A 13,643-nucleotide genomic window follows, 5' to 3' on the forward strand; every position below is an offset into this window, starting at 1 on the left:
GCCCGCAGCAGTGCGGGCGGGAGGGCGATCTCGGCCGTGACGCCGCCGCCCGGGGTGCGGGACAGCGTGACCCCGATCTCCCAGCGGCGCGCCAGGGCGCCCACCACGAACAGGCCGAGCACCTTCGTCGGCACCAGGTCGAGCCGTTCGCGGCGGATCAGCCGGGCGTTCTCCTCGGCCAGCCGCTCGGCGCTCATCCCCAGCCCGTGGTCGGTGACGGTGACCGTCGCCCCGTCCGGGCCGCCCTGCACCGTGACCTCGACGGCGCTGCCGGCCGGCGAGAACGACACGGCGTTCTCCAGCAGTTCGGCCACCATCAGGGTCAGGTCGCCCACCGCGTCGGGCTCCACCGTGACCTCGGTCCCGGCGTGCAGTTCGACCCGCTGGTAGCCCTCGATCTGGCCGAGCGCCGCCCGTACGACGTTGGTGAGCGCGGCGGGTCCGGCGTCGAGGACGGTCTCGCGGATGCCGGCCAGCAGCATCAGGCTGTCGGCGTTGCGGCGGAGCCGGACCGCGATGTGGTCGATGCGGTAGAGGCGTTCCAGCAGCGCCGGGTCTGTCTCGCCGCGCTCGACGGCGTCGATCAGGGCCAGCTGGCGGGTGGTCAGATTGCTCACCCGGCGGCCCACGTTGCCGAACATCTCTGCGACGTTGCGGCGGCTGAGCACCTGGCGTTCCAGCAGCGCGGCGGCGGTGCTCTGGACGTGGTTGAAGGCGTCGGCGAGGTCGCCGATCTCGTCCCGCGCGGTCACCGGCACCTTGCTGAGGCGCAGCGGGGTGTCGTCCTCGGCGTCGTCGTCGGCGACCCGGGCGAGTTCGCGCCCGGCGACGTCCGCGACGGTGCGGGCGGCGCCGGTGAGCGCCTGGACCGGCCGGACCACGGAGCGCCGTACCACCACCGCGAAGCCCAGCCACAGCGTGAAGCCGAGCAGGGCGAGGCCCAGCAGCAGGGCCGCGTTCCACCAGGCGTCGGTGGAGGCGGCGTCGGCGCGGTCGGCGATCTGGCCGATGAGCGAGGCGGTGATCTCCAGCCGGGTGGCGGACTGGTCGCGGTAGGCGGGGTAGGCGGCCAGCGCCTCGTTGAACCTCTCCCGGATCTCTTCCGGAGTGCCCGCCTGGAGTCCGCTCGGGTCGATCTGCAGCTCCGCGTAGTGCCGGCCGATGACGGCCTGGGCCGCGCTGTGCTCGATGCCGCGCAGCTCGGCCGCCTGCGCCTCGGTGGCGAACCGGCCGAAGCGGTCGGCCTGGTGCTGGTACAGCTCCTGGAAGCCGACCGCGTTGACGAACTCGATCAGCGCGTTGGAGTCGCCGGTCGTCGCGGAGAACACACTGGTCTCGAAGGAGCTGTGGGCGGCGTCCGCGCGCAGCAGCGAGTCCAGCAGGTTGCCGGTGAAGGTGGCGGCGAGGGCCTGGTTGCGGTCCAGGGCGAGCCCGTCGATGAGGTTCTTGGCGACGCCCGTGTACGCCGGGTCGATGTTGTCGGCGGGCAGATATCCCTGCGCGATGGTGGCGCGCAGGCTGTCCAGGCCGCTGATCTCCCGCAGCGCCCGCGCCTCGGTGCCGGGCAGCCGGTCGCCGAAGGTGTCACGGACCTTCTCCACCTGGGCGTCGACCGCCTGCTGGGCCTCGCGGTAGCCCTCCAGGGAGGGTTTCGTGCCGGGGCCGGAGGCCTCGTGGCGCACGGACAGCAGGATGGCCTGCTGGTGCTCGGCCTCGACCCGGTCGACCAGGGTGGCGACCTCGGCGCTGTCCCGGACGAGCCGGGCCGCGTCCGCCGCCTCGTGTGCGCGGATCACCTCGTCGACGATCAGGTGCAGGAGCACGGCGGCGAGCAGCGCGAGGGGCACGCCGACCAGGAGGTTGAGCTTGCGGCGGAACGGCCAGCGGTCGACGAGGCCCCGGATCCCCGCCTCGTGCGTGGACATCGGGCCTCCTTCAATGACCGCCATGGCCGATTCTGATCGACATGGACGTGCGTGACGGGCGTCAACTCCCGGGAGAGTACCGCCTCTTGAGCGAATCGATCACGACTGCACGTCAAGAATCCGTTACAACCCGCTCAGTTCCCCTGCGGGTTCGTTCACCTTTCATACACAACTTGCCGGTTGGGATGGCTGAACCGACCACTTGTCGACGGCAATTGTGATCAGGTGTCACTTGACTCACCTGGAACGCGCTGGATTGGATCGACGGCAGCGCAACGCCACCACTCACCGAGCCCGGAACGGGAACCGTGACTTCTACCGTGAAGAGCAGCTGGTCCAGAACGAGACACCGCGGCACCGCCGCCGTCGCGCTCGCCGCCGCGGCGGCGCTGCTGGCGGGCTGTGGCTCCTCCGAGGACAAGGCCGACGACCCGCTCGCCGGAGAGAAGGCGGACGGCGGCACCGTCGTCGTCGGCTCCAACAACTTCGCCGAGAGCATCCTCCTCGCCGACATCTACGGCGAGGCCCTGAAGGCCAAGGGCATCGAGGTCACCTACAAGCCGAACATCGGCAGCCGCGAGACCACCTACGGCCTGCTGAAGAACGGCTCGATCACCGTGCTCCCGGAGTACAACGGCTCACTGCTCGCCTACCTCGACCCCAAGGCCGAGCAGAAGTCCACCGAATCGGTGAACGCCGCGGTCAAGGCCAAGCTCGACCCCAAGCTGACCCTGCTGGAGTCGGCGCCGGCCGAGGACAAGGACTCCGTCTCGATCAACGCCGAGACGGCGAAGAAGCACGGCCTGACACCGCAGTCGACGCTCGCCGACCTCAAGGACATCGCGCCCGACCTGGTCATCGGCGGCTCGCCCGAGTTCCAGACCCGCCACCAGGGGCTGCTCGGCCTGGAGAAGGAGTACGGCCTGAAGTTCAAGTCCTTCAAGGCGCTCGACGCCGGGGGACCGCTGACCCAGGCCGCGCTGGCGAAGAACACCGTGCAGGCCGCGGACATCTTCACCACCGACCCGACCATCACCAAGGAGAAGTTCGTCGTCCTCCAGGACCCGAAGAACCTCTTCGGATTCGCCAACGTGACCCCGCTGGTGCACAAGAGCGGCCTGACCCAGGAGGGCGTCGACACCCTCAACGCGGTCTCCGCCAAGCTCGACACCAAGACGCTGCTCGACCTGGACTCCCAGGTGCAGCTGGAGAACAAGGACCCGCTCGACGTGGCCAAGTCCTGGCTGAAGTCGGTCGGCCTCGACTGACCGCCCCACCGATGAGCACCGCCACGGACGGCCCGCCCCTGTGTCCCGAGGGGGCGTGGCCGTCGCCGGCGGACCCGGCCGCCGGCGTCACCCTCGACGGCGCCGGACTCACCGCCGAGGACGTGGTCCGGCTCGCCGACGGCGCGGCCCTGCCGGTGCTGCCGGCGAAGGCCCTGGCACGGGTCCGGCGCTCCTGGCGGGCGGCCCAGCGGCTGGCCGCCGCGGGGCGGCTGTACGGCCGGGGCACCGGCGTCGGCGCGCACCGCTCGGTGGTGGTCGGCGCCGACGACGAGGCCGGGCACGGTCTGCGGCTGCTGCGCAGCCACGCGGGCGGCGCCGGGGCCCCGCTGCCCGCCCGGCAGGTGCGCGCGATGCTCGCGGTCCGAGCCAACCAGCTCCTCGCCGGCGGTTCCGGTATCCACCCCGACCTCGTCGAGGGCCTGGCGCAGGCGCTGCGGCTGGGCCGCCACCCGATGGTCCTGGAGTACGGCGGCCTCGGCACCGGCGACCTCACGGCCCTGGCGGAGACCGGGCTGGCGCTGATCGGTGAGCGCCCCTGGCTGCCGCCCGGCCCCGGCCCGGCGCCCGCCCCCGTGCCGCTGCGCCCCGGCGACGCGCTCGCCCTGCTCAGCAGCAACGCCCTGGTGCTCGGTCAGGCGGCGCTCGCCTGGCACGCCCTGGACACCCTGCTGCGCGCCGGTCACGCCGTCGCCGCCCTGTCCCTCGCCGCGGTGTCCGGATCGCCGGAGGCGTACGCGGCGCCGGTGCACGCCACCCGCCCGTATCCCGGTGCCGCCCGCGCCGCCGCCGAGGTGCGACGACTGCTGGGGCTGCCGGAACGGCCGTACGGCGGTGGCCGGCGGATCCAGGACCCGTACGGCTTCCGGGCCTTCCCGCAGGTGCACGGCTGCGCCCTGGACGCCGCGGAGGCGCTGCGCCGGATCGTCGAGACCGAGATCAACTGCCCCTCGGAGAACCCGCTCATCGCCCCCGACGGCACCGCCGCCTTCCACCACGGCGGCTTCTACGCCGCCCCGCTCGCCCTCGCCCTGGACGCGCTCCATCTCGCGGTGCTGCAGACCGCCCAGCTCTCCGCCGCCCGGCTCACCGCGCTCGGCCGTCCGGACCTCACGGGCCTGCCCGCGTTCCTCGCCACCGGCCCGGCGGGCAGCTCCGGGGCGATGATCCTGGAGTACCCGGCCGCCGCCGCCCTGGCCGACCTGCGCACCTGCGCCACCCCGGCCTCCGCCGGGCACGCGGTCCTCTCGCACGGCCTGGAGGAGGCGGCGAGCTTCGCCTCCCAGGCCGCCCGCCAGTCACTGCGCGCCGTCGACGCCTACCGCACCGTCCTGGCCTGCGAACTCGTCGCCGCGGTACGCGCGTTGCGGCTGCAGCCCTCACCGCCCGCGGTCCGCGCCTTCACCGCGGCGGCCGAGGCCCTGCCCGCCGGCACCGACGACCGTCCCCTCACCACGGATCTGGCGAGGGCGGGAGAGCTGCTGACGGCGCTGGCGGAGCTGTAGCCGCACCCTTGCTTGCTTGCTTGCTTGCTTGCCTGCCTGCCTGTCGTGCCCTCTTCGCCTCTTGTTCCCCCTTTGCCGGTAACCGCCCCCGCATTGCGCGCCAAAGCGGTCACGAGCGGTCATTTCATGGACATCGAGGGTGGGTTTCCGGCCGGATCGAGGGTTTCCCCTGTATCCCTGCGACCTCCCCTTTGCCTATCGTTCGAGCACAGCTGACCCACAGGTAACCCCTTGCACAGCTGACGCACTTCGCGCCTGGCCGGCCACCGCGCTCGCTTTTCGGTTCACCCCCCTCCGCTTCGACGACGAAGCGCCCGTCCGCCGCTCCGAGCTGCCCGGAGTCGGCCACGAAAGGCACGCCCTTGCGTACTTCCCCGTCCCTGCGACGCAAGCTGATATCCGTCGCCGCGGTCTCCGCGGCGCTGCTGACGGCCGGCACCACCTCGGTCGCCGTCGCCCAGGAGCCCGCTCCCCAGGCCTCCGCCGACCTCGCGGCCCGCACCGAGGCCGCCCCCGGCGTCACCGCCGAACGCCTCATCGTGGGCTACAAGCCCAGCGCCTCCGAGGCCAAGTCGAACAAGGCCGCCGAGGCCGACGCCGCCGCCAAGGGCAAGGAGGCCGGCGAGCAGCTGGACTTCCAGCGCCGTCTCGGCACCGGCGCCGCCCTCGTCGACCTCGGCGAGGACCTGACCAAGACGGACGTCGCCGACGTCATCGCCGAGTACCAGGCCGACCCGCAGGTCGCCTACGTCGTCCCGGACCGCCTGAACAAGCCGCAGGCCGACCCGAACGACACCGACTACGCCAAGCAGTGGGACCTCTTCGAGGCCACCGCCGGCATGAACGTCCCGGGCGCCTGGAACACCACCACCGGCACCGGCGTCACCGTCGCCGTCATCGACACCGGCTACGTCGCCCACTCCGACCTCGCCCCGAACATCGTCGGCGGCTACGACTTCATCGCCGACACCGCCGTCGCCGTCGACGGCAACGGCCGCGACAGCGACCCGTCCGACCCGGGCGACTGGTACGCCGCGGGCGAGTGCGGCGCGGGCGTCCCGGCCTCCAACTCCTCCTGGCACGGCACGCACGTGGCCGGCACCATCGCCGCGGCCACCAACAACGCCAAGGGCATGGCGGGCATCGCGTACGGCGCGAAGATCTCCCCGATCCGCGTCCTCGGCAAGTGCGGCGGCTACGACTCCGACATCATCGACGCCATCACCTGGGCGTCCGGCGGCACCGTCTCCGGCGTGCCCGCCAACACCAACGTCGCCAAGGTCATCAACATGAGCCTCGGCGGCGACGGCGCCTGCACCAGCGCCACCCAGAACGCCATCAACGCGGCCGTCGGCCGCGGCACCACGGTCGTCGTGGCGTCGGGCAACGACAACGAGAACGTCGCCAACCACTCGCCGGGCAACTGCAACAACGTGATCTCCGTCGCCGCGACCAGCCGCACCGGCGCCAAGGCCTCGTACTCCAACTACGGCTCCCTGATCGACATCTCCGCGCCCGGCGGCCAGACCAGCACCGGCACCGCGAACGGCATCTACTCCACGCTGAACTCCGGCACCAAGACGCCGTCGACCGAGTCGTACGCCTTCTACCAGGGCACCAGCATGGCCACCCCGCACGTCGCGGGCCTCGCCGCGCTGATGAAGTCGGCCAACTCCACGCTGACCCCCGCCCAGATCGAGTCGGCGATCAAGGCCAACGCCCGTCCGCTGCCCGGCGCCTGCTCCGGCGGCTGCGGCGCGGGTCTCGCGGACGCCACCAAGACGGTGCAGGCGGTGAGCGGTTCCGGCGGCTCGACGGGGGGCACCACCTTCACCAGCGCCACCGCCGTGAACATCCCGGACGCCGGCTCGGCCGTCGAGTCCCCGATCACCGTCAGCGGCCGCAGCGGCAACGCCCCGTCGGCCCTCCAGGTGGGCGTCGACATCACCCACACCTACCGCGGTGACCTGGTCATCGACCTGGTGGCGCCGGACGGTTCGGCCTACCGGCTGAAGTCCTCCAGCACCTCCGACTCCGCGGACAACGTCCTCACCACCTACACGGTGAACGCCTCCAGCGAGGTCGCCAACGGCACCTGGAAGCTGCGGGTGCAGGACGTGGCCGCGCAGGACACGGGCCGGATCAACAGCTGGAAGCTGACGTTCTGATCGACGTCTGACGCCTCCCTCGAGCGGGCGGGCCGGACGGTGCGGATGGGCACCGTCCGGCCCGCCTTTTTGTGTGCCCCAGCGTAAGGAACCGCGCGTCCGGTCTTTTTCCCGGGCGCGTTTGTCATATGTGGGACCCCATGGCCGCATCTCCGCGCCCGCCGGTCTCGTGGAGCACGCCGGGTGGAGGCTACGATGAACTGCGCCAACTCGCCCTCAGAGAGGCGGGCGAGGAAAAACTGACGGGGTGGTACGTGCCGGTGAGGTGTGAGCTATCGTGTACATCCGGTAAGTAAAAAACGGCGTGACCCGTTCTTTTCAGCCTGGAGAGTCAAGACGATGGCGAGGCAGCTACGCGCCGAACAGACCCGCGCGACGATTATCGCGGCCGCCGCCGACCTGTTCGACCGGCACGGCTACGAGTCGACCAGTCTCAGCGACATCGTCGACCACGCCCACGTCACCAAAGGCGCCCTGTACTTCCACTTCGCGGCCAAGGAGGACCTGGCCCACGCCATCATGGAGATCCAGTCCCAGGCCTCGCGCCGGCTGGCCCGTGAGGTGGAGGAACGGGACTGCTCCTCACTGGAGGCCCTGATGCGGATCACCTTCGGCATCGCCCGGCTCTCCGTCGAGGGCCCGGTCGCCCGCGCGGGACTGCGGCTGGCCACCGCGGGTGTGGGACTGCGGCCGCCGCTGCCGCACCCGTTCACCGAGTGGCTGGAGATCGCGTCCCGCAAACTCCTGGGCGCGGTCAAGGAGTCCGACGTCCACCCGGACATCGACATAGACGCCGTCGCGCACTCCCTCGTCAGCTTCTTCGTCGGCACCCGTGTCACGGGCCGTTCCCTCGAACCGCTCGTGCGGCTGCCCCGCCGCACCGCCGAGATGTGGTACGTCCTGGTCCGCGGCCTGGTGCCGGTGACGCGCCGCCCTCGCTACCTCAGCCTGGTCGCACAGCTGGAGCGGGAGGCCCGAGCGGTGTGAGCCGCGGCCGGGGCGCCGGGCCCCGCGCGATACGGTGACGCGCATGCCCGACACCGCCCCCGCGCCCGTGCTCCGCGCCGACCGGCCCGGCTCCTTCCCGCACGGGGTGCTGGCCGAGCGCCACCCCGCGATCATCCGGCAGGTACAGGAGTCGATCCCGTACGACCCCGAACGGCGGCGCGCCCTCGACGCGCTGCTGGCGAACTGCACCGAGGGCGTCGTCGAACCTCTCCCCGCGGACGCCCCCGACCTCGGCCGCTGGCGGGAGTGGGGCCTCGCCGACCATGTCGGACGGCCCTGGTTCGACCTGCCCTGGCTGTGGTCCGAGAGCTACTTCTACCGGCAACTCCTGCAAGCCGCCGGCTACTTCACCCCCGGGCCCTGGCAGGGCATCGACCCCTTCCGCCCCGCCAAGCTCGCCGAGCTGGACGCCCCGCAGACCGACGAGGAGCTGGCCGCCCTCGACGCCGTCGCGGACCGCCCCGCCGACGAACGCTCCCGCGCCCTGCTGCACGGCTCCCTCTGGGGCAACCGCGCCGACCTGAGCTTCCGTCTCTCCGCCGAGGGCGCCGACACCAGGGCCGCCGCCCCCGGACTGGTCGCCGACGACAGTGAGACCCTCTGGTCGCTGCTCCCGCCCTCCGTGGCGGGCGGCACCCTCTGCCTGGTCGCCGACAACGCGGGCCGTGAACTCGTCCCCGACCTGCTGCTCATCGCCGACCTCCTCGACCGGGGCCGCATCGCACGAGCCGTCCTGCACCTGAAGCCGCACCCCTACTACGTCTCCGACGCCACCACCGCCGACGTGCTCGACGCGCTGCGCCGGCTCACCGCGGCACCCGGCACCGCCGCCGCGTACGGCAGGCGGCTGTGGTCCGCGATGACCGACGGCCGGCTGATCCTGCGCGCCCACCCCTTCTCCGGCGGCCCGCTGCCGTACGCCGAGATGCCGGACGACCTGCGGGCCGAGTTCGCCGCCGCCACGCTCACCGTGGTCAAGGGCGACCTCAACTACCGCCGTCTGGTGGGCGACCGGCGATGGCCCCCGACCACCCCCTTCGCCGACCTCACCGCGTACTTCCCCGGCCCGGTCGCCGCTCTGCGCACCCTGAAGTCGGAAGTGATCTGCGGCCTCGACGCCGGCACCGAGGCCGCGCTGACCGCCGCCGAGGGCGAGCGCTGGCGGACCGCGGGCACCCATGCGCTGATCCAGGTCAGGACGTGACGGGTCACGGCGGGGCGGGCCAGGGCGTGACGTGACGGGTCATGGGGTGATCCGCATCGGCAGTGACTTGATGCCGTTGATGAAGTTCGACACCAGACGGCCCGGCGGCCCGGCGGTCCGCAGCACGGGCAGCGCGCGCAGTGCCTCCCCGTACAGCACCCGCAGCTGCAGCCGGGCGAAGTGAGCACCCAGACAGACGTGCGGTCCGTCCCCGAATGACACCTGCGGATTCGGCGTGCGGCCCAGGTCCAGCCGGTCCGGGTCGGTAAACACCCGCTCGTCCCGGTTGGCCGCCGCGTGGCAGACGACCACCTTGTCACCGGCGCGGATCCGGCGCCCGGCCAGCACGGTGTCGCGGACGGCGGTCCGGCGGAACGTGAGCACCGGCGGGTGCCAGCGCAGCAGCTCGTCGACGGCTGAGGCGAGCGGCACCGCACCGGATCTCAGCCGCTCGCACTCACCGGCGTGCTCCGCCAGCGCGAGCAGCCCGCCGGGCGCCGCGGCGCGCACCGTGTCGTTGCCCGCGACGGTGAGCAGGAAGAAGAACATCTCCAGTTCGGCGTCGGCGAGTTCGCCGTCCCGGGCGAGGACGGTCAGCACATCGTCGCCGGGGTGGCGCCGCTTGTGCGCGGCGAGCCGCTGGGCGTAGTCGAACATGTCCCGCAGGGCCGCGGGGGAGCGCGGGTTCACCGGGGCGCCCCGCTCGTCACGCACCGGGGGACCCGCCTCGTCCGGGTCCTGATAGCCGATCACCCGCTGCGTCCAGTGCAGCAGCAGACCCCGGTCGCCCTCCGGGACGCCGAGCAGATCCGCCAGGTTCAGCAGGGCGTAGTCGTCGGTGACGGCGGTGACGAGATCGACGGTGCCGTCCCCGGCGCGGGCCTCGGCCACGGCCCGCGCGAACAGCGCCCGGGCCCGCTCCTCGGCGACCGCCGTGAACCGCTCGATCCGGCCCGGGGTGAACGCCCGGCTGACCAGCCGCCGCAGCCGGTTGTGGTGCGGCGGGTCCTGGTTGAGCATCATGCGGCGGATGAACGGCAGATCGTCCGCATCCGGGTCGCGTATCTGGGTGGCGCCCAGATACGAGGAGAAGGCCGCCGCGTCCTTGAGCACGCGCACCACGTCCGCGTGCCGGGTCACGGCCCAGAACCCGGGCCCGGCCGGCCAGCCCAGAACCTCGGGCTCCTCCTGCCAGGCCACCGGGTGATGGTCGCGCAGGAACCGGTAGGCGTCGTACGGAACCGCGGTGGCGTACAGCCGGGGGTCGAAGACGTCCGGCACGGGCGGGGCGTCGGGCCAGGTCATGCGGGCCCACCGGCACGGTCGTCGTCCTCGTCCGCCCTGAGGAAGTCCTCCACCACGCGGATCAGCTCCAGCGGCGTCTCGTCCATCGCGTAGTGCCCCGCGCAGGGCAGTTCGTGCAGCTCCGCGCGCGGATACCAGACCAGCCAGGTCGCCCGGAGCAGGTCCGCCGACAGCGCGGGATCCAGCGCCCCGGCGACGGCGAGCGCGGGGACCGGCACGCCCTCCACCCGGTCGTGGAAGTCCTCCCGCGCCCAGGAGTCCAGCCAGGCGCGGAAGGCCTTCGGGTCACTGCACGCCAGGGAGCGCTCCACCATCCGGTCCAGCCAGGCGGCGGGGCGGCGGCCGCCGGTGGTGAGGTCGATGATGGCCCGCCGGTTCTCCGGCCGGTGCGCGGCGTCCGCGAACAGCTCCCACTGCTCCGGTGGCAGGTCCAGCCCGGAAGCGGGGACGGGGGAGACGCCGACGATCCGGCGCAGCCGGTGCGGTGCCACGGTCAGCAGCCGCTGGGCGATCGCGCCGCCCATCGAGTGCCCCACCACCGAGAACCGCCGCCAGCCCAGCCGGTCGGCCAGCTGGACCAGGTCCAGCGCGGCCTCTCCGGTGGTGCACGCGCCCGAGTCGGCGCGCGCCGCGCCGTAGCCGCGCAGATCGACCAGCGCGTACTGGAACGCCGCACGGTCCAGATCCGGCAGCAGGGGAGTGAACGCGGAGCGGTCGGCGAACCATCCGTGCACGGCGAACACCTTGTGGGCGCCGTCGCCGTGCAGTTCATGGGGGAGTGCGAAGGAGGTCATGGCATCACCGTGTCGGGAGGTCGAGGGGGCGGCAAGGGGTCGTACACCGGGGAAACGGACCGGCCCGAGGGCGGACTCCCGCGACGCCCCCGATTCACGCGATGGTGTGATCATGTGTGTCCCGGCGGATGCCCCGGCGGACGCGGGGGTAGGGCCCGGCCATGACGCAGCCGTTCGAACTCCCGCACTTCTACATGCCGTATCCCGCGCGGCTGAACCCGCATCTCGGCACCGCCCGCACCCACTCGACCGCGTGGGCGCGCGAGATGGGCATGCTGGAGGGCTCCGGGATCTGGGAGCAGGCCGACCTCGACGCGCACGACTACGGCCTGCTCTGCGCCTACACCCACCCCGACTGCGACGCGCAAGCCCTCTCGCTCATCACCGACTGGTACGTGTGGGTGTTCTTCTTCGACGACCACTTCCTGGAGACGTTCAAGCGCAGCCAGGACCGCGCAGGCGGCAAGGCCTATCTGGACCGGCTGCCGCTGTTCATGCCGCTGGACCCGGGCGCCCCCGTGCCCGAGCCGCAGAACCCGGTCGAGGCGGGCCTCGCCGATCTGTGGGCGCGCACCGTGCCGTCGATGTCCGCCGACTGGCGCCGCCGTTTCGCCGTGGCCACCGAGCATCTGCTGAACGAGTCCCTGTGGGAGCTGTCCAACATCAACGAGGGGCGGATCGCCAACCCCGTCGAGTACATCGAGATGCGCCGCAAGGTCGGCGGCGCCCCCTGGTCGGCGGGGCTGGTGGAGTACGCGACCGCCGAGGTGCCCGCGTCCGTCGCCGGATCCCGGCCGCTGCGAGTGCTGATGGAGACGTTCTCGGACGCCGTGCACCTGCGCAACGACCTCTTCTCCTACCAGCGGGAGGTCGAGGACGAGGGCGAGAACAGCAACGGCGTCCTCGTGCTGGAGACCTTCTTCGGCTGCACCACCCAGGAGGCCGCCGACACCGTCAACGACGTCCTCAGCTCCCGGCTCCACCAGTTCGAGCACACCGCGCTGACCGAAGTGCCCGCGCTCGCCCTGGAGAAGGGGCTGCCCCCTGCCGAGGTCGCGGCGGTGGCGGCCTACACCAAGGGCCTGCAGGACTGGCAGTCCGGCGGCCACGAGTGGCACCTGCGCTCCAGCCGCTACATGAACGAGAACGCCGTCGCCTCGGGTGGGCCGGGCCTCGGCGTGCTGGGCACCTCGGCGTCCGACGTGCGCGCGCTGCTCGCCTCGACGGGCGCCCAGCGGCTGCGGGCCTGGACGCACCGGCCGTTCCAGAAGGTCGGCCCGTCCCGCATCCCCGACATCCGCATGCCCTACCCGCTCCGGCTGAACTCCGGCCTGGACGGCGCGCGTGCCCGCCTGCTGCCGTGGACGCGGCAGATGGGCATGATGAGCGAGGGTGTCTGGGACGAGGACAAACTCGCCGCCTACGACCTCGCGCTGTGCTCCGCCGGACTGGACCCGGACGGCTCCGCGGAGGCCCTCGACCTCAGCGCGCAGTGGCTGGCCTTCGGCACCTACGGCGACGACTACTACCCGCTCGTCTACGGGCACCGCCGCGACCTCGCCGCCGCCCGGCTCACCACCGAGCGCCTGTCGGCGTGCATGCCGCTCGCCGGCGAGGAGCCGATCGTCCCGGCCAACGCCATGGAACGCAGCCTCATCGACCTGTGGGGCCGCACCACCGCCGGCATGGACGAGGAGGCCCGCCGGGGCCTGAAGAACGCCGTGAACGTCATGACGGAGTCCTGGGTGTGGGAGGTGTCGAACCAGATCCAGCACCGCATCCCCGACCCCGTCGACTACCTGGAGATGCGCCGCGCCACCTTCGGCTCCGACATGACCATGAGCCTGTGCCGCATGGGCCACGGGCCCTCGGTCCCGCCGGAGGTCTACCGCAGCGGGCCGGTCCGCTCCCTGGAGAACGCGGCCATGGACTTCGCCTGCCTCCTCAACGACGTGTTCTCCTACCAGAAGGAGATCGAGTACGAGGGCGAGATCCACAACGCGGTCCTGGTCGTGCAGAACTTCTTCGGCATCGACTACCCGGCCGCCCTGGACATCGTCGGCGACCTGCTGAACCAGCGCATGGAGCAGTTCGAGCACGTGCTCGCCACCGAGATCCCCGTGGTGTGCGAGGACTTCTCCCTGGCGGACGAGGAGCGGGCCGGACTGGACTCGTACGTCGTCGCGCTGCAGAACTGGATGGCCGGCATCCTCAACTGGCACCGCTCGGTGAACCGCTACAAGTCCGAGTGGCTGGCGAGCCGCGCCCACGCCTTCCTCCCGGACCGCGCCCCCGCGATCCCCGTCCCCAGGGTCCCGGCCCCCGCGTGGGTCGGCTGACCGCCCGGACCCTCCCGGCCGTCGCCGCGGCGAGGTCGCGCACTCTCCGGGCGGCGGCCTGCGCGAGCCCGCCGCGCCTCTCCTCCGCGGCGGCCGGCAGGCCGCGGGC

General features: G+C 72.3%; 9 protein-coding genes. 6 read left to right on the forward strand and 3 right to left on the reverse strand.

From position 1 onward, the window contains the following. A partial coding sequence (locus tag CCN42_RS34990) for a sensor histidine kinase (RefSeq protein WP_245877609.1) occupies window positions 1-1,925 on the reverse strand: 1,925 nt, incomplete at its 3' end. Between the two features lie 308 nt (window positions 1,926-2,233). Here CCN42_RS34990 and CCN42_RS34995 point away from each other — a divergent pair. The 5 genes from CCN42_RS34995 (at window position 2,234) to CCN42_RS35015 (ending at window position 9,096) form a co-directional block, all read left to right on the forward strand. Then, on the forward strand, window positions 2,234-3,193 hold the full coding sequence (locus tag CCN42_RS34995) for an ABC transporter substrate-binding protein (RefSeq protein WP_086741415.1): 960 nt from the start codon (window positions 2,234-2,236) through the stop codon (window positions 3,191-3,193). Between the two features lie 11 nt (window positions 3,194-3,204). Next, complete coding sequence (locus CCN42_RS35000) at window positions 3,205-4,716, forward strand: aromatic amino acid ammonia-lyase (RefSeq protein WP_086741416.1); 1,512 nt, start codon at window positions 3,205-3,207, stop codon at window positions 4,714-4,716. 362 nt (window positions 4,717-5,078) lie between these two features. After that, complete coding sequence (locus CCN42_RS35005; protein ID WP_086741417.1) at window positions 5,079-6,884, forward strand: S8 family peptidase; 1,806 nt, start codon at window positions 5,079-5,081, stop codon at window positions 6,882-6,884. A gap of 339 nt (window positions 6,885-7,223) precedes the next feature. After that, window positions 7,224-7,871 (forward strand): ScbR family autoregulator-binding transcription factor, encoded by a 648-nt coding sequence (locus CCN42_RS35010; RefSeq protein WP_086741418.1) that lies wholly within the window; start codon window positions 7,224-7,226, stop codon window positions 7,869-7,871. A gap of 43 nt (window positions 7,872-7,914) precedes the next feature. Then, the gene (locus CCN42_RS35015; protein ID WP_086741419.1) at window positions 7,915-9,096 is read left to right on the forward strand and encodes a damage-control phosphatase ARMT1 family protein; all 1,182 of its coding nucleotides are present in this window, start codon (window positions 7,915-7,917) and stop codon (window positions 9,094-9,096) included. Between the two features lie 39 nt (window positions 9,097-9,135). On the opposite strand, the gene CCN42_RS35020 is transcribed toward CCN42_RS35015, so the two are convergent. Then, window positions 9,136-10,401, reverse strand: coding sequence for a cytochrome P450 (locus tag CCN42_RS35020; protein ID WP_086741420.1), 1,266 nt, complete (start codon window positions 10,399-10,401; stop codon window positions 9,136-9,138). After that, on the reverse strand, window positions 10,398-11,195 hold the full coding sequence (locus CCN42_RS35025) for an alpha/beta fold hydrolase (protein ID WP_086741421.1): 798 nt from the start codon (window positions 11,193-11,195) through the stop codon (window positions 10,398-10,400). The genes CCN42_RS35020 and CCN42_RS35025 overlap by 4 nt, the downstream gene beginning before the upstream one ends. Window positions 11,196-11,356: 161 nt before the next feature. On the opposite strand from CCN42_RS35025, the gene cyc2 reads away from it, so the two are divergent. Beyond that, window positions 11,357-13,534, forward strand: a complete 2,178-nt coding sequence (gene cyc2, locus CCN42_RS35030; RefSeq protein WP_086741422.1) for a germacradienol/geosmin synthase Cyc2 — start codon at window positions 11,357-11,359, stop codon at window positions 13,532-13,534. Window positions 13,535-13,643 lie beyond the last annotated feature (109 nt).

Source organism: Streptomyces glaucescens (assembly GCF_002154375.1).
Taxonomy (GTDB): Bacteria; Actinomycetota; Actinomycetes; order Streptomycetales; family Streptomycetaceae; genus Streptomyces; species Streptomyces glaucescens.